At 36.2% G+C, this 18,377-nt stretch carries 12 protein-coding genes; 9 read left to right on the top strand and 3 right to left on the bottom strand.

The features are described 5' to 3' along the window. Positions 1-29: 29 nt before the first annotated feature. From panC to hisF, 9 genes are read left to right on the top strand one after another with little or no spacing between them, the layout of a single operon-like run. Complete coding sequence (gene panC, locus LEP1GSC059_RS14145) at positions 30-887, top strand: pantoate--beta-alanine ligase (protein ID WP_017214352.1); 858 nt, start codon at positions 30-32, stop codon at positions 885-887. Continuing rightward, complete coding sequence (gene mfd / locus LEP1GSC059_RS14140; RefSeq protein WP_020980969.1) at positions 884-4,435, top strand: transcription-repair coupling factor; 3,552 nt, start codon at positions 884-886, stop codon at positions 4,433-4,435. The genes panC and mfd overlap by 4 nt, the downstream gene beginning before the upstream one ends. Before the next feature lie 46 nt (positions 4,436-4,481). Beyond that, complete coding sequence (locus tag LEP1GSC059_RS14135) at positions 4,482-5,201, top strand: lipoprotein LipL31 (RefSeq protein WP_017214351.1); 720 nt, start codon at positions 4,482-4,484, stop codon at positions 5,199-5,201. A gap of 6 nt (positions 5,202-5,207) precedes the next feature. Beyond that, on the top strand, positions 5,208-6,047 hold the full coding sequence (locus tag LEP1GSC059_RS14130; RefSeq protein ID WP_020980950.1) for an undecaprenyl-diphosphate phosphatase: 840 nt from the start codon (positions 5,208-5,210) through the stop codon (positions 6,045-6,047). A gap of 23 nt (positions 6,048-6,070) precedes the next feature. Beyond that, the gene (locus LEP1GSC059_RS14125) at positions 6,071-9,046 is read left to right on the top strand and encodes an LPS-assembly protein LptD (protein WP_002177537.1); all 2,976 of its coding nucleotides are present in this window, start codon (positions 6,071-6,073) and stop codon (positions 9,044-9,046) included. Between the two features lies 1 nt (position 9,047). Next, a complete protein-coding gene (locus LEP1GSC059_RS14120) occupies positions 9,048-10,463 on the top strand; it encodes an undecaprenyl-phosphate glucose phosphotransferase (RefSeq protein ID WP_017214350.1) in 1,416 nt (471 codons plus the stop codon). 26 nt (positions 10,464-10,489) lie between these two features. Then, positions 10,490-10,780, top strand: a complete 291-nt coding sequence (gatC, locus tag LEP1GSC059_RS14115) for an Asp-tRNA(Asn)/Glu-tRNA(Gln) amidotransferase subunit GatC (RefSeq protein ID WP_002155495.1) — start codon at positions 10,490-10,492, stop codon at positions 10,778-10,780. Continuing rightward, positions 10,777-12,240: an Asp-tRNA(Asn)/Glu-tRNA(Gln) amidotransferase subunit GatA gene (gatA, locus tag LEP1GSC059_RS14110; RefSeq protein WP_017214349.1), complete on the top strand. Its 1,464-nt coding sequence runs from the start codon at positions 10,777-10,779 to the stop codon at positions 12,238-12,240. The genes gatC and gatA overlap by 4 nt, the downstream gene beginning before the upstream one ends. Continuing rightward, entirely contained in the window at positions 12,237-13,007 is a 771-nt protein-coding gene (hisF, locus tag LEP1GSC059_RS14105; protein WP_002177568.1) for an imidazole glycerol phosphate synthase subunit HisF, read from the top strand. The genes gatA and hisF overlap by 4 nt, the downstream gene beginning before the upstream one ends. Positions 13,008-13,372: 365 nt before the next feature. Here hisF and LEP1GSC059_RS14100 read toward each other — a convergent pair whose 3' ends face one another. The 3 genes from LEP1GSC059_RS14100 to LEP1GSC059_RS14090 form a co-directional block, all read right to left on the bottom strand. Next, positions 13,373-14,482: an esterase/lipase family protein gene (locus LEP1GSC059_RS14100; protein WP_017214348.1), complete on the bottom strand. Its 1,110-nt coding sequence runs from the start codon at positions 14,480-14,482 to the stop codon at positions 13,373-13,375. Positions 14,483-15,202: 720 nt separating this feature from the next. Next, on the bottom strand, positions 15,203-16,090 hold the full coding sequence (locus LEP1GSC059_RS14095) for an alpha/beta hydrolase (RefSeq protein WP_020980953.1): 888 nt from the start codon (positions 16,088-16,090) through the stop codon (positions 15,203-15,205). A gap of 785 nt (positions 16,091-16,875) precedes the next feature. Then, a complete protein-coding gene (locus LEP1GSC059_RS14090; protein WP_036057643.1) occupies positions 16,876-18,375 on the bottom strand; it encodes a di-heme oxidoreductase family protein in 1,500 nt (499 codons plus the stop codon). Positions 18,376-18,377: the final 2 nt, after the last annotated feature.

The raw sequence follows: 18,377 nt of genomic DNA, 5'->3' as shown, positions 1-18,377 counted from the left end.
AAATTAGAACTTAAGTATATTGAAATATTATGATTGTATGTAAAACCCCTGAAGAAGTTTTGGACCAAGTTCGTTTATGGAAAACTCAAGGAAAGAAAATCGGTTTTGTTCCTACGATGGGTTATTTGCACGAGGGTCACGCCTATTTGTTTGAAAAATGTTTGTCTAAAGCGGATAAAATCGTGGTTTCTATTTTTGTAAATCCCGCTCAGTTCAACGATCCGGAAGATTACGCCAAATATCCGGTCAATACGGAAGGAGATTTGAAACTTTGTGAATCTAAAAAAGTAGATCTTGTTTTTTTACCGGACAAAGAAACTATATACCCTGATGGAATTCCGGATATTGCATTAAGAATTCCTAATTTAATGAAAAACTTATGTGCCATTTCTAGACCAGGACATTTTGAAGGAGTACTTCTTGTAATTTCTAGACTCTTTCACTTTGTACAACCTGATTTTGCTTTTTTCGGAAAAAAAGATTATCAGCAATATCTACTGATCCGAGAGTTTTGTAAAACCTTGGCGTTTCCAATAGAAGTGATCGGCTGTGAAACCGTTCGTTCTCCCCAGGGTTTGGCTCTTAGTTCCAGAAATTCCCGTCTGAATGAAACAGAAAAAGAAGAATCTATTCTGATTTATAGATCTCTCAAACTAGGAGAAAATCAAATTCTTTCCGGAATCAAAGATCCGGTTTTGGTCAAAGAGATTATGAAGGACGTTTTAGATTCTTCTTCTAAAATTCGTTTGGATTATTTAGAGATTTTGAATGCAAATACTCTTGATCCTTTGGAAGTTTTAGAAGGAGAAATTTTACTGGCCATCGCAATTTTTATAGGCCCGGTGCGTTTGATAGACAATCTTACTTTGAGTTTTCCTATTTTATGAAAGATCTTTTGAACATGATCGGTGAGGAAATTTTTTCAAAGTTTGAATCTTCTCCTAAAAAGAAAAATTCTACTTCAAAAGTAAAATCTTCGTTTGTGGATTCTTTGGCTTCAAAAGCTCAATCGAATTTTACTCTAAAAGCGAATGCCTCGGAAAAAAATCTTTCTGTAAACACTGAGGTTGTAGGTTCGGTATATTCGGTTACTACTGGAAGTCATTCTATATTAGCTTCTTCTTTATTTCAAAAATTGAATAAAACAATTTTAGTCGTTTCCGAAAACAATACATCAGCTGAATTTTTATTTAGAGAGACTTTGAGTTTTCTTCCCGCTAATGATCTGGTTTATTTGCCCGGCCAGGAAGTTCTTCCCTACGAATACATACGTTATCCTGCCGAGATGAAACAGGAAAGAATTAAGGCCATTGCGAAAATACTGAGTGGGGAACCCTCTTTGATATTTACTTCCGTTTCCGGTTTTTTAAAAACTCTTCCCCCAATGCAAACGATGCAGGGAAGAGCGATCGTTTTAGAAAAAGGAAAAGAAATCGATTTAGAATCTCTTCTGATTCAATTGATCGATCTAGGTTATAAAAGGGTACAGGTTTGTGAAACTTTCGGAGAGTTTAGCTTAAAGGGTGGAATTTTGGATATTTTTTCTTCGTATTCCACGGAGCCTGTAAGGATCGATCTTTTTGGAGAAGAGATAGAATCGATTCGCACTTTTGATCCGGACAGCCAGAGATCTATGGTTGATCTCAATCAGGCAGTCCTTCTTCCCGCGGATGAATATATTCTTTCTGAAGAACAAAAAAAAGAATATCAGAATCTTCTAAAGTCTTCTGATTCCTCTTTGCACCTTCCTGAAGTTCCGGAAGGTAATTACGGAATTTATTACGAAGAACTTGTGCCTTTAGTTAGAGAAAATCATGGAATTCTTTCTTACTTTTCGGAACCTCCGGTTCTTATTTTTCCTTCTGCAAATTCTGTAAAAGAAAGATTACTTCACTTGGAAAAAGAATATGTTTCTCTTTTTGAAAAACGTTCCAGAGAAGTTCTATGTGCTTCCCCTGAAAAACTTTTGTCCTTTGGGGAAGAGTTTAAGGTTCTTTCTGAGTCGATAGGCCTTTCTTTTGTGGGGCTTCCTCCCAGAAACGAAAACGATCTGATTTCTTTTTTAAAAGAAGCTCCTTCGTTTAAAGGTAAAATTCGAGAAGTCAGAGAAAAAATTTCCGAACTGAGGACAAAAGGAGGTTGGAAGATCGTTTTGACTTCTTCTTTTGAAGCCCAGACTAAAAGGTTACAAGGGCTTTTTGAAAAGGAAGGTGTGATTTTGTTAAACGAAGATTCTACAGAACCTCTTCCGTTTCATTTGGAAAATCACAAATCGGATGCGTTTTTAGTTTTATCCGAACTGAGAAACGGATTTATATTCGAAAATCAGAAAATTCTAATTCTTTCTGAAAATGACATTTTTGGAAGGGAATATAAACGTAAAACACGTTTTAAAAAACAAAGCAGCAAAGCGCTTCAAAGTTTTATCGATCTAAAAGAGGGAGACTACGTAGTTCATATTCATCACGGCGTAGGTAAGTTTTTAAAAATCGAAAGAACCAGCGCGAATGGTAAAGAAAGAGATTTTCTCAAACTGGAATATTCGGGCGGAGACACTTTGTTTGTTCCTTTGGATCAGATTTCTTTGGTTCAACGTTATATCGGTGGAACCGAGTCCCCTCGTTTGGATAGTTTGGGAAAAAGCACTTGGAAAAAAACGAAAGACCGTGTTCAAAAAACTGTAGAGGCATTGGCGGAAGATTTGGTCCAGATGTATTCCAACAGACTCAAACTACAAGGATATGCGTTTCCTCCGGACACGATTTATCAAGAGGAATTTGAAGCTGAGTTTGAATACGAGGAAACTCCGGATCAGATAGAAGCGATCGAGGCGGTAAAAAAAGATTTAGAATCTCCTAGGCCGATGGATCGTCTTGTGTGTGGAGATGTTGGTTACGGAAAAACGGAAGTGGCGATTCGTGCGGCATTTAAGGTGGCGATGGCGGGTAGGCAGATTATGATGTTAGCTCCTACTACAATTTTAGCATTACAACATTATAATACATTTAAGAATCGTTTCGAAAATTATCCTGTTCGAGTTGAACTCGTGTCTCGTTTTAAAACTCCTGCAGAAATTAGAGATATATTGGCCGATTTTTCTGCCGGTAAAGTGGATATGGTGGTAGGAACTCATGCCATTCTTTCCTCTAAATTAAAACCTAAAAATTTGGGACTTTTAGTCATAGATGAAGAACAAAGATTTGGTGTTAATCATAAAGAAGCCATTAAGAAGTTTAAGAATTTAGTAGATGTTCTTACTTTGACCGCAACTCCGATTCCAAGAACTCTTCACATGGCTCTGACTGGGATCAGAGAACTTTCTATTATCGCTACTCCACCTAAGAACCGTCAGTCGGTCGAAACTTATGTTTTAGAAGAGGAAGACGATTTGATTGCGGACGCAATTAGAAACGAGGTTCAAAGAGACGGTCAGGTTTTTTATCTTTATAATCGAGTGGAGACGATCGATCAGGAAACCAGTTATCTGAATGAACTTGTTCCGGAAGTTTCCATTGGAATTTTACACGGTCAAATGACGGAAGACGAAATAGAAGAAACTCTGTTGGATTTTTACAATCGTAAATACGACATTCTAGTTACTACCACGATCATAGAATCCGGAATCGATATGCCTAATGTAAATACACTTTTTGTTAAACGGGCGGATCTTTTTGGTCTTTCTCAGTTGTATCAAATCCGAGGTAGAGTTGGTAGAAGTGATCGGAAAGCGTTCGCTTATATGTTGTTGCCGAAAGATAGGGTCGTAACCGAACAGGCAGAAAAAAGACTCAATACGATCTTCGAATATCAGGAATTAGGTTCTGGTTTTAAAGTAGCAATGCGTGATTTAGAAATCAGAGGGGCTGGTAATTTACTCGGAAAGGAACAATCCGGGGACATCATGGAAGTTGGATTTGATCTCTATGTTCGTATGCTCGAAGACGCGATCGCTAGAATTAAAGGAGAGGAAATCGTAGTCGAAGTTAGAACTTCTGTTACTTTGAATACTAACTTCTTTATTCCGGAAACATATATTTCTGATACAAGACAAAAGATAGAATTTTATAAAAAGTTTGAAGGTGCAAGAGACTTAGATGAGATTGAGGAAATTTATTCTGAAATGTTGGATCGTTTTGGAGAACCTCCGGAAGATGCAAAAACGTTTATACTTTTAGAAAAGATCAGAACTCTTGCATCTAGTTTAGGTTTTGAATCCGTAACAGAAATGAAAGATGAAATTAAAATGAAGTCAGGTTCTTATTTTAAAGGGGATCATACTAAAATCATTCAGCTAATCTCTGCTAGAACAGGACTGACTCTCAATCCTAGAGAGCCGAATGTATTGATTTTTCAGACCGGAAAAAAGTTGGAAAAAGAAAAGCTAGACACTTTAATCTTTCTTCTTTCGGAAATGCTACCTTCTAAAAAAGTATAGACGATCCAGATGCGAATCCTATCTTTGCAACAGGAACTTTAGTCCGATGAAAAAAAACATTATTCTCATTTTTATTTTGACCGCTTTCTTTGCGGGTTGTGGAGATAATTCCGAAGTGATTGAAACCTTGGACGGTAACAAGATCACTGTGAACAGTTTTGAAGATACTTATAATGTAGCCATTGATGCGATGAGCCGAGTTCAAAATATAGAAAAAGAAAATCTTCTCGAATTTATTTCTAAAGACATAGCAGAAGTTCCAGAACAAATGAAGGCTCTGAATTATCAGTTTCAAAAGAAAAATTTTTACGATCAATACAGAGACATGATGATCACTACGATCGCAGCTGAAAAAGACGGTTTTACAAAACGAGATGACATTAAAAAAATTCTAAAGTTTCAGGAAATGCAGATCGTTTCACAACTTTATGTAATGCATCTTGTAGAAAGTAAGATTAAAATTTCTGAAGAAGAGGCGATGGAAGAATGTCAGAAACTTCGTTCTAAGGAACCTCAAATCAGTTCTCTTCCTATCGATCGTTGTATTCTTTTTGCAAGAGCGAAGTTAAAAAAAGATAAGTCTCAGGAAATTCTTCCAAAGGTTTTAGAAAGAATCAAAGAACAGGTTGCTATCAAACACAATGATAAGTTTGATTTAGACGCTTTCTTAAAGAAAAAAGTAGGTGTTGAGGCGGATAAAAAAGAATCTTCATCTGCAACAGGAACTGCCCCTAAAACGGAAACCCCGAAAACAACCGGGCAGTAATTTCAATTGAATCCGTATCTGAACGCCTTTCTGAGAAGTATCATTGAGGCGATCACAGAATTTTTACCGGTGTCTTCCACAGGGCATCTTTTTTTATTCAGTTCTTTCTTTCCTTTTTATGAAGAGAATTTCGAATTTGATGACCTTTTTGATATATTCATTCAGAGCGGAGCTATCCTTTCGGTTTTATTTTTGTATCGAGAAAAATTCAGATCACAGATCGTTTCTTCTTTCCGATACATTTTAAAACAGAATTCAGATTCAGAAGGATTTAACTTTTTGATTCAAATTGGGATGGGAGCTGTTCCAATTTTAATCGCCGGTTTTGTGGCGAAGAAATTTTTAGATACGATCAAAACAAGCCCGGATCTTTTAGACATTCTTTCGGGGGCTTGGATTTTTGGAGGAGTTCTCATTCTAATCGCGGAATGGTACTTTCATAAAAAACAAGAAAACGTAGAAAAAAAACCGATCAATTTTAAGGATTCTATTTTGATCGGAATATTTCAATGTATGGCTCTTGTACCAGGAATGTCCAGATCGGCTGCTACGATCATTACAGCCCGTTTTTTAGGAAAGGATACAAAAAGTAGCGCCGAGTTTTCTTTCTTTCTCGCCGTGCCGGTTCTTCTTGCAGCAGGAATTTATAAATTAATTAAGTACCGATCCATTTTAAACGGACATACGATACCAGTATTGATATTTGGTTTTTTAGTTTCGTTTCTTCTTTGTACTTTAGTGATTCGTTGGTTTTTACGTTATCTACAGAAACATTCTTTTAGTGTTTTCGGAGTTTATAGAATCTTATTGGGGGTCGGAGTTCTCGTTCTCACTAAGTTGATTTGATGAGGAGAACAATCTGACACGGTATGCCTCTCCGTCTGATTCTGATTTTATCTTTACTACTGATCAAGATTCCTATCTTTGCTCAGTCTACGGATGAACAGACTCTTCGTTTACTTACGGGTGGGGCTGGATCGGATTCCTCTAACGATGATAAAAAGTTATCCATACTCAGAGCTAAAAATCGTCTTCTCGGTAAATCTATAGATACACTTCCAGACAGAGAAGTAGACGATCTTTTGCTTTCTTTAGGACTCACTCGAGACGGTTCTCTTTTTACTAGAAGAAAACGTCTCCGCGCTGCTCTGGAAGAACCTCTTCCGGTTGCTGTTGATCCAATGCTCCAACTTCCACAAACTAAAAAAGCGCTTCCTATTTCTATTGAAAACGCTTCTGAAGGAGAACTTCTTCAAGTGGATAAAAATAAGTCTGGGGTTTTAGTTCTTCGTGGTAGGGTTCGTTTAAAACTTCGCTCTGGTTCTTTAGAAGCGGAAACGATTACAGTGGACAGTGAAAGACAGGAAATTTACGCGGAAGGTGGGATTGTCTATAAGGACGGTAGGGCGATTGTAGAAGGGGACAAGTTTATCTACGATTTTCGTTTAGAAAAAGGAGTGGTCTATAAAACGAAAGGTACTTTTTCTCCGGCTCATTTTATTGGAGAAAAACTCAAAAAATTAGATGATAAACGTTATGCGTTAGAGATGGGTTATTTTACGATTTGTAACGCTGAAAAACCTCATTATTCTTTTAAAGTAAATAAACTTTATATTTATGAAGATAAGACTGTAATGGCGACTAACGTTCGTTATCAAGTTGGTGGTACGACTGTTCTTTGGTTGCCATTTTTATACAATAGTAATTTAGGAAACGGATGGATCGCACAAGCAGGTAAGAACAACACGCAGGGATTGTTTTTGCAAACTTCGTATCAATGGTCTACAATTCCTACTTTTCCATTGGCTCCTATGGGTTATAAATTTAGAGCGGATTTTTACGAAAAAACGGGGCAGGCGTTTCATGTGGAAATGTGGAATCAAAGCCCGGCTTTAAATTATCTAATTGATATAGCCTACGCCAATCATAGAAGGTATCAAACCACTACCGCCTACGAGGATCGTTTTCATAACTTCGGAGTAGGTACTACCGCGGTTACAAATCAAGTGGATCGAGGCGCGCTTTATTCGGCGGATCCGAACGCTCCTCTTAGAAATATTGGACCGGACGTAGAACCTTGGTGGAAGGGTAGAATACTTTTAAATTCTAAAATGAACAATACGGAAAAAGACGTTACCCGAAACATCAGTTTGCAGTACGAAAATTATACGGACAGGCTTTTTGATTACGAATACGGAAACCGTTATGAACCCGCAAATACATTACAATCTCTTTATACTGCTAGAAATGTCCGTATGGGTTTTATCCGGAACACCTTGGAATGGAAATTGGATTATACGGAAAACAGAGGCGATCTTTCTATCAACATAGGAATGAAACGGAATCTTCTCTATTATATATTAAATCCTGCAGATAAGTCCGGATATTTTCCTACGGTCGATACAATACCTACTACTACTATTCGAAATTCTTCCGAAATAGGAAGGATTCCTTATTTCAATTCAGCAGTTTATTGGGACGTTTTTCTAAATAATACAATATTAAGATATTATGGGGCTCCGGTTCGAGAAAATCTGAAAATTCCTACTCTGGACGGTTCTTTTCAAGATCCTTGGGGAAATTATAAAGAGAACGTATTTAGGACTCAGTATTTTACCCAAGGTGAATCTGGGCTTAGGACCACTCTCAATTTTGGAAGTTATTTGACCTTTACTCCGAATGCTTTTTTCGGAGCTAAAAAACAATCTGCAAATGTTAGAAACAATACCGCGGTGACAGGTGTTACGGATAACGCGTTTACTTCTTTAGAAAGATATCTTGCAAGAGAATCTTACGAATATCTAAGAACTTCTTCCAATTTGAGATTTGGAGTTCCGCTTTTATTTTTTAATACTACTTATCGAAAAACCGAAATTTATAAACCAGAATTACAAGATCCTATTTTAGGTAAAACCAGACAACACGAACTGGAGCTTTCTTTGGAAAGTTACGCTTTAGAAAATTTTGAAATATCCATCCGAACCATAAGAGACTTAAGAACTTTTTCTGACGAGTACAAACCTCAACCTACCAATGCAGAAAGATGGTACTTTACGGTCGCTCGATTTTCTGGATATTTTGACTTTTTGGACGGACTACGACCTAAACGAGTTTCCTTATTGGAAAGAAAAAGAAGTTTTTATTCTGGTCTGTTTCTAAATAACGATTATGTACATCATAATCCAAAAGCAAAACCACTTTACAATAGTTTAACGGCTTCTTACAAGATGGGAGGTTTTACACTTCCTCTGGTGCGTCTGATTCGTGAACTGGAATTAGGTGGAACTTGGTATCACGTTTACAATAGTCCAATTTTAGATGGTTATAGAGTATTCGTAAAAGCGAATGTAGATTTTACTCGGTATTTAGGAATTGAAGCGGAACTGGATTCTAGAGTTAGTCAACCTTGGAGATATACAAATCAGGTTGGTAATACATACGATACTTTCTATTACGGAAATGATCCTACCATGTCCGTTGCCACGATTAATTTAGATCGAACTTCTCTTCAAAAAGATCTGTTAGACGGAACCGGAGTAAATGGAAACGGTGCAAGACAAAACACGGCTCTGAACATCAATCGATTTATGGGAACGATCAAATATAATCTTCATACCGCAAACTTTAGGTTGGGGTATAGTATGGATCTTCGTTCGGTTCCTGGAGGAAGAACGGACGGACTTGTTTCCTTTTACGATCAATCTGTATTTTTCTCGATTTCGATTACGGATTTTACTTTGGGGCAACAAGATTCTTCGGAGTTGACCAGAGTTCGTTTGTTTAGATTCCGAAAACGTCCTTTCCAAGCAGGGGACAGCACTGGAATTTCTTCGGAGAACCCTTGATATGTTAAAGGAAAGAAGTCAAACATTCAAACTGGTATTTACGATATTAGATTTTTCAAATGCTTTATTTAGCGGCGTTTTAGCGTTTGTTTTTAGGTTTTATTTTTTAGACGAAAATGGAATAGATCGACGTTACGTAGATATTGAAAGTTATATATTCCTTTTCTTTTTATTAGCTTTTTTTCAAGTGATTGTGTTTATTGCGATCGATCTTTATCACCCAAGAAGAGGTCTTTCTTTTATAGACGAATTTTTAACGATTATAAGTGGAGTATTTCTCAATCTTGTATTAGTACTTGCAGTTTTATTTTTCTTTAGAGGAGACTTAGGAAGCGAACGGTTTTCCAGATATGTGGTACTTGCTTTTGCAACGATCAACATCTTGACCTCGAGTATTCTTCATTATACTGCTAGAATCGTTTTGCGTATTCTTCGTAAAAAGGGATATAATTTAAGAAGTGTTTTAGTGATAGGTGTTTCTGAAACTTCAAAACGTTTTAACGACGCAGTCATCAAACACGGAATATACGGTTATAAGATTTTAGGATTTGTTCAAACAAAAAGTGCAAAACCAGTTAGCAAAGAAATGAAATTGATCGGTAAGATCGAAAAGATCTCGTACATTTTAGAAAAAGAAAGACCCGATTTAGTGGTTTATACTTTGGAACCTTCGGAAGGAGATTATTTAAAAGAGGTATTGGACGCATGCGACCACGAAGGAATTGATCTTAAGATCGTTCCCGGTTTTCAGGAGTTTATTAAAGCTCGTGGAAGAGTAGAAGAAATGGAAGGTCTTCCGGTAATTTCGATCCGAAACATTCCGATCCGATTGGGATATAATAAATTCATAAAACGAATTTTTGATCTAATCTTTTCTATTTCTTTCATTTTATTTTTTTCTCCGTTTTATTTATTGATGGCATTACTCGTAAAACTAACTTCTTCCGGTCCAGTGTTTTATTATCAGGAAAGAGTAGGATTGGATAATAAAAAATTTAAGATGATTAAATTTAGAACGATGGTAGTTCAAGCCAAAAACCAATCCGAAACTACTTGGACGGTTCAAAACGATCCTAGGGTTACAAGTGTTGGAAAAATTCTACGTAAACTTTCTTTGGATGAAACGCCTCAGTTTTTTAACGTTTTATTTGGGGATATGTCGGTCGTTGGACCCAGACCGGAACGTCCTCATTTTGTAGAGAAGTTTAAAAACGATCATAAACATTATATGAGAAGGCATGCGGTTAAAGCGGGGATTACCGGGCTCGCACAAGTCAAAGGTTTGAGAGGAGATACTTCGATCGAAGATAGAATCGCTGCGGATATTTATTACATTGAAAACTGGTCTCTTTGGTTAGATTTGAAAATTATTCTACTGACTCCTTTTAAAGGAATCATGGACAAAAACGCATACTAAAACACTCTTGCCGCAAGGGGAGAATCATGAACATCAACGAAGATTCTTTGCAAAAAATCGCCGAACTCTCTCGTTTAAAAATCCGTCCCGAAGAGAAACAGGCTGCTCTTCAAGACTTTAACAAGATTTTGGAATATGTGGATCAGATAAAAGGTCTGGACGTAAGTTCAATCAAGGACGAGGAAATTTATCTACATCATGAAAATGCAATTCGTCCCGATTTGGCTGGTAAACATCTTTCGCGCGAAGAGATAGAGGCATTTGCGCCTTCTTTTCAAAACGGATATTTCGTGGTTCCTAAGGTGATAGAAACATGAACGAAATATTAAAAAAACCTTATGTAGAATTGAAAAATTTACTAAATTCCCGAAAAATATCTTCCACAGAACTTGTAAGCGCTTGTATCAATCGGATTCGAGAAGTAGATGGTTCTGTAAAAGCGTTTCTTTCTTTAGATGAAAAAAAAATACTAAGCGCCGCAGAAGAAAGTGACAAACGTAGGAAAGAAGGAAAACAACTTTCGGAATTTGATGGAATGCCCGTTGCGATTAAAGACAATATATGTATTCGAGATACGATCACTTCTTGTTCTTCCAAAATATTAGAAAATTATAAATCTCCGTTTCATGCAACTGCTGTGGAAAAACTTTTGGAAAAAGGTTTTATATTATTTCCAAGAACCAATATGGACGAGTTTGCAATGGGAAGTTCTACAGAAAATTCCGCTTTTCAGACTACTCGAAATCCGTTTGACTTGGAAAGAATTCCGGGAGGTTCCAGCGGAGGTTCTGCTGCTGCGGTTGCCGCTTCTATGGTTCCATTGGCACTTGGATCGGATACGGGAGGATCGGTTCGTCAACCAGCTTCTCTTTGTGGGCTCTATGGACTTAAACCCACATACGGAACCGTTTCTCGTTATGGACTTGTCGCTTACGCTTCTAGTTTAGATCAGATCGGGCCTTTTTCTAGAGAACTACAAGGTTGTATAGATTTATATTCTGTGATTTCTGGAAAGGATGTAAAAGATTCTACTTCTATCAATCGTTCCGAATTTTCGGCTTCGGATGTTCTGTCTCGAGATTTCAAAGGATTGAAAATAGGGGTTATCAAAATGACTTCAGAAATTCAATCCGAAGTAGTAAAATCATATGATAAAGTTCTAAATCAATTGAAAGAAAAAGGAGCCACGTTAGTCGATCTTGATTTTTCGAAATTTGGTTTTGCAATTCCAATTTATTATATCATAGCGACTGCGGAATGTTCTTCTAATCTTTCCCGCTTTGACGGGATTCGTTTTGGGTCGAGAAAAGATAAAACTGGAAAACTAGAAGATCTTTTTGTAGATTCTAGAACGGAGGGATTTGGACCGGAAGTAAAAAGGAGAATTCTTTTGGGAACTTTCTCTTTGTCTGCAGGTTATTATGACGCTTATTATGGAACTGCACAAAAGGCAAGGGCTTTGATCCGTAGGGAATACGAGTCTTTCTTTTCAAAAGTAGATTGTATATTACAACCTACTTCTCCTACAACTGCATTTAAAATCGGTGAAAAAACAAAAGATCCAATTCAGATGTATAAGGCTGATATTTGGACTACAAGTGTAAATCTTGCCGGGCTTCCTGCTATGAGTGTGCCGATGGGAATAGATCAAAAAGGACTTCCGATTGGTTTACAAATCACTGCTTCTCATTTCCAAGAAAAAAAACTTTTTGAAATTGCATTAGCACTTTCTACATTACAAGGTATGAATATTCAATTTCCGGAAAAAATTGGATGAGTAATCTTACTGCCAGAGTGATTCCCTGTCTGGATATTAAAGACGGGCGCGTAGTTAAGGGAGTAAACTTTGTAAATTTAGTGGATGCTGGAGATCCAGTGGAATCTGCGGCGATCTATGAGGAAAATTTAGCCGATGAACTTTGTTTTTTGGATATAACCGCTTCTTCGGATAGAAGAGAGATATTACTTGATCTTGTGGAAAGAATCGCCGAAAAGATTTTCATTCCTTTTACAGTAGGAGGAGGAATTAGAACCGTAGATGATGTAAAAGCTGTTTTAGAAAAAGGAGCAGACAAGGTATCCATTAATACCGCGGCTTTTCAAAATTCTAAGTTACTAACGTATTCTTCCGAAGTTTACGGATCTCAGTGTATCGTTTGTGCAATAGACGTAAAATATGAAAAAGAAAGAGATAGATACGAAGTTTTTTTACACGGAGGAAGAACTGCAACCGGAAGAGAGGCTTTGGATTGGGCACAGGAAGCCTCTGAAAAAGGCGCTGGAGAAATTTTACTTACGTCTATGGATCGAGATGGAACTAGAAATGGGTTTGATATCCATCTTCTAAAAAATTTTTCGTCGTCTCTAGAAATTCCAATCATCGCATCTGGAGGGGCCGGAAATCCGGAGCATATGGTAGAAGCCATTTTACGCGGGAAAGCGGATGCAGTACTTGCCGCTTCTATTTTTCATTTTGGAGAATATTCCATTCGTGAAACTAAAAAGGCTATGGAAGAGATGGGCATTTCGGTTCGTTTGGATTGAAATAATATTTATTTATAGATATTGAACACAACTTTCTATTTTTAAAATTTGATAATTTTTGTTTTTTGCTACCCGGTATTATTTTACAAAACATAAGTAAAATTTAATTTACTCATATACTTTGAATTCGCTAGAATGCACTTCATAAAACCAAAGCGTCTGTTTCAAAGATACATTCACACTATTTTTTATTACTCGGACGTATAAATAAAATATTTGGGTTAAATTGTTTCAATAATTTGAATGTTTAGGTCCTGTCTAAAATGCCACATGCGTTATTTTTTAAGTATTGCTATTTCTTCCTAAATTCGGTCGTTAATAACTTGGTACTATTTTCATTCGTCCGAGTAGTAAGTTTATTTATACTATAATGTGTTGATGATATTTATCACTTCCTCAAAATACATGTTTCTAGAAACGATACTTGGGTGACTGCTAAACGAAAGTTGGTAATGGTCTAGGTCTTTTTTAAATTGTCTTTCGGGTGGAAGTTTGGAAGACATTTTACCACTGGTAGAAGTAACCATTCCATCGTTTTTATTTGCAAAACTAGGTTCTTCGTCTTTTAAAATATCACAACCGATGATAAAGACGGCCCCAGAACCTGGATGATCCTTACACTTAGACATTTCACCGTAAAACGCGGTAACTTTTGAATCTTTAGAAGATTCTCTTAAAAGTCTTTCTAAGTAGGCATTAGAAGCGCCTGGAATGATTTCATTTTCAGGAACCTGATACGGTGTGCCTAACGCGTTTGTATAAGCAAGGTCTTTTCCGCCTGCGGTTCCGGTCACAAATCCGATTAGTTTACCTAACGATCCTAAATCTTTCCTGTAACTAGGGGATGCAAACGGAGAACCTAAGTAAGGGGTTCCAAGACTTACAATAAAACCAATAACATCGTTTGTGTTGTTAACGTGATAAAGAGCGGATCTAGCAACAAGACCACCCATGGAATGAGCTAATAGAATTACCTTATCGTCAGAAGTAAAAACTGAATTCAGTTTATCGATTAGTCTTCTACCGTTATGTTCTATGTAATCCGAAGTGCGATACGTAAAAGTATAAAATTCATAATTGGTCTGAGCCTCAAAAAGATTTTGAGAATACATTTCCAGAGCGTCGTCCCAGATTTTTCTAATATTCGCAACTTTTTTAGCCTTGGTAGTCGGAAGTTCGAAATTTCTTTCTTCAGGGTCCCAGCCGTGAATCAAAACGATTTTTGGTTTATTGACTTTTAAATTAGGAGTGGCGATTACGAATTGATCTAATATAAAATCGCTTTTGGAAACAATAAAAGAAATAGGGGTGAATTTATAGAGTTCGTGATTGAATTCGTCCCAAAAGGGAAACCCAAGATTTTTTAAAATATCTTCTACGTTATTTGTATTTTCTGCTTTTGGCTTGCAGTAGAAAAATTGTAAAATACAAAGAAGGAATATAAAAATTTTAGAAATAATTTGAATCAATTTCATATTATTGATAAACGAATATGAATAAATATGTGCAAGTGAAAATTTAAAATCTCTCTTTTTATTTAAGAGATATCATATACTTAAGTATATTATTTTAATATCATATATTACTTTAGTTATGTTATTGTGCTAAGATAATTTAAGATTTATTTTTATATAAAAATAGAACTGAACGTTTCTATTTCTAATAATTTTTGTAGTATTTCTATGACTGGAAAATGTATTTCAATTACTTTCCGAGAAAAACTGAGAATGGCGCGGCTTTACCGTTTATTATAGATAGAATACCGTGAATTTTATTGTAAAAGCCCGTTTGAATGTAAAATTATATAACGTGAATTCGGTATAACCAATACGAAAGTAATTATTATGTTTGAGTTTCCAAATTATGTAGAAGTCATAAGCAATCCCACATTAGAAGTATTTCGGATCAAAAATGCAAATTTTCAAGTGTTTCTACAAAAGTAGGTCTTGGTACTTGCAAAAAGTATAATTTTCTGATAAAAAAGAATTTCCGAATCTTTGCGACTGACTGGCAGGAAGCAATGCGGTTGAGTCTTCTCAAAAATTGAAGGCGAACCTTTTCATGGAAGATTTGTCGTAGATTTGATTTATCTTCAGATCCAAATAATTATGAGGAGTTGGTTATGATAGAAAATGTTTTATTGAGTTAGAAAACTCAGCGAATGCCTCTCTATGAATCGGCATTCAGGAAGTAGATTAAGTTTTTTGCTTTTTAGATTTATTTTTTAATTTTGCAGACTTTTGTTTCGTACTATTCTTTTTTTTGGAAACGAATGTTTTCTTTTTTTCTAAATGAATTTTCGAGTCACTAAGATAAGTATGGATTCTTTCTGCTACTTTTTCCCAACCTTCGTCTAACATAAGATTATGCCCCATTCCTTGAAAAATATCCATTTCCGACTGATACGTGTTAGCCGTTCTTTTCACTTCCCAAGGAACAAAAAATCTGTCTTTTTCTCCTCCGAGTACAAGAGGTGAGGTTTGTATCTGATCTGATTTTGGAAGACAAAAAAACAACATATCTAGAAATGCGAGAAAGGATTCGTCCTGGGTTTTAGAAACGTATTGAATCGCTTTTTGTTTGTCGAGAGATTCTGAAAAAAATAATTCACGACCTAGTTTTGTATCTTCTACGATTGGAAATAAGGAAAGTGTGAGTAGAACTTTCAAAAAACGGATCGGATGACGGAACAACAATTCAAGAGTGATTCTAAAAACCCCATGTGGAGGTACACTTGCAAGAAGAACTGCTTTGGAAATATGATTTTTTTCTAATATTTTTTGAACGATAAGTCCTCCCATAGAATGCCCGATTAAAATAGGAAATTGAGGTAACTTTTTTATAACTTCTTCTACGTCTTGAACATAATTACGGATCGAATTCCATCTAAATTTTCCGTTTTGATTTGGGCTTTTACCATGCCCTCTTAAATCCATCGTATAAACATCGTAACCCGCCTTTTGAAAGTAGGGAACGAAATTTTCTTCCCAACACCAAGAATCGTGCCAAGCTCCGTGAATGAAAAGAAGGGGAGAATGTATTTTATTTTTTTTTAACGCTGTAAATTGTTTGAAGTGGATCATCTTGAAATTGAATTCTTAAATAATCGCAGATTTTTTCGAGAAATTTTCTTTTTTTCGAAAGATTTTATTTTATGTTTTTGAAAAAAGTACGTGAGTTTTTTATGATTTACGAAAAGGATGTTCTCTAAAAATTTTTTCTTTTTTTAACCAATCTTTTAATATTTAAGTTTTTTTAATATAGTTGTTGGGAAATCCGATAGTACAAACTAACAAAACTACTTCAATCGACCCTTTCTATAAAAATAGAAACAGATAGAAAGTTAATTTTTCAACAATTCTAATGTAAATATTTACGCTTTAATTTAAGGTGTGAAGTATTTAAAAACAATTTAATCTGATAAGAAGTCAGTTTGGCGCTAAAGTTCACAACTATTAAAATAAAAAGATTGATTGGAGTTATATACTAAATGCCTAAAATTTTATCTCTTTATAATTGTCGCCAAACGGCGATTTTATGTAAAAAATTGATTAGGTGATAATTTTTTTAGATTTTATAGAGGTCTTCTTTTATTAAAAAATTCAAATTTTTGTGGCAGTTCCTACAAATTAAGTCGCATTACGAATTTTTAACGTGATTAGAGATCGTGGTAGTTCCCACGTTTTTAAAAAATATCAGAATAATTTTGTTTTCAGAGTTTTATCGTAAAATTTTAAATTGCAGTAGTTCCCACAAATTAAGTCGCATTACGAATTGTTAACGTGATTAGAATTTGCAGTAGTTCCTACATTGAATAATTTTAGGACAAAACTCTTTATAAAACTCAAATTTTTACGCCAAACTCCCGTTAAAGTGACTTCAAAAAATTGAGAAGATGTGCTCTATCTCTAACATCTAATTTGAGAATAAAATTTTTACTAGACTCCGCCTCTCCACCGTGCCACAGGATAGCCTCCATCAGATTTCTTGCCCTTCCATCGTGAAGGTATCTAGAATGATCATTCACTTTTTCGAATAAACCGATTCCCCAAAGAGGAGGAGTTCTCCATTCTCTACCGTTTGCTTCTTCGTCCGGTCTGTTATCTGCAAGACCGTCTCCCATATCGTGCAACAAAAGATCCGTATAAGGTCGGATGGTTTGATAAGAAAGTTCCGGAAAATTTTCGTTAGGCCCAGTTTGAATTTTAGGAAGATGGCAATTTTTACATCCCGCTTGAAAAAAAAATTTCTTTCCTAATAGAACGCTTGCGTTATCCGCTTTTCGTCTGGCGGGAACCGCAATCAGTTTTAAATAGTTTGAGATTGCTGTGATTCTATTTTGAGACACCTCAGGAGAACCGCCGTTTCTGGAAGCCAGACATTCTACTTGAAAGTTCGTGCAATTTTCCGTTCGAAACATGGGAGTGGTAATTCCAAGGTCACCCAAGAAGGCGGCGGAACTTTGTCTCACCAAATCAGTGTTATTTGCTTTCCAACCGAATCTTCCCAGTGTTTGACCAATTCCGTTTAAGTTCAATATGTAGTTTGGTTTACCTGAAATTCCGTTCCCGTCCTTGTCTTCAGGGTCTGCCGCAGCAAGAATTGTACTTTCGGGAATTGTTTCTAAAAGTCCTAATCCTATCACCTGTGGAGGAATTCTAACGGAAGTTCTTACATCGTTTGCAAAAGGACCATACCCTAAATTTGAAAATTCTAATATAGGAGAACGTAATGTATATTTTGTACCGTCTTCAAACTTGCCCGTGATTTCCTGATAATTCAGTCTTACATCTCCTTCTTTGGGAACATCGCGAACAGAATTGGGCTGAAATTGGCCTCCGTATCTTGGTTCAGGATTATGAGAGTAATTTCCTACGCTGAGTCGGACGAGACTAAAGGTTAAATTTTCCCCTTCTTCTTCGAGCGCACGACCGTTTCCCGCGTGGCAGTTCAAACAAGAGTTGGTATGAAAAAAAGGCCCCAGTCCGTCTCTATCTGGAATAGCGGCAGAAAAACCAGGAGTCCAAGGGACTTCAAAGACCGTTTGCCCCACTGTGTATTCGGAAATAGAATGTAAGGAAACGTTTTTCGAAAATTGTCGAAATGCGGATTCTCCAAATTCGAAACTGGTCATTTTGAGTCCTCCCTGAAATTCTTCTCCTGCTTCATATCCCCAGTCATCGGATAGGGAAAGGATTGCAATCAACGAAATTGCAATTTTACAATCGTTAGAGGAACAAAATTTCTTTTTTGAAGTACAATTTAGCGAAGACAAAAAAGTAAAAAGCAAAACGATCAAAAAAAACTGATTCGGCTTACCTTCTAAAAAAATAGAAATTGATGAAAAAAAACGGAAATTCATTTTGATTT

This window comes from Leptospira noguchii serovar Panama str. CZ214, assembly GCF_000306255.2.
Taxonomy (GTDB): Bacteria; Spirochaetota; Leptospiria; order Leptospirales; family Leptospiraceae; genus Leptospira; species Leptospira noguchii.
Note: the sequence above shows the minus strand (reverse complement) of the source record. Positions and strands in the feature narration are given on the sequence as shown.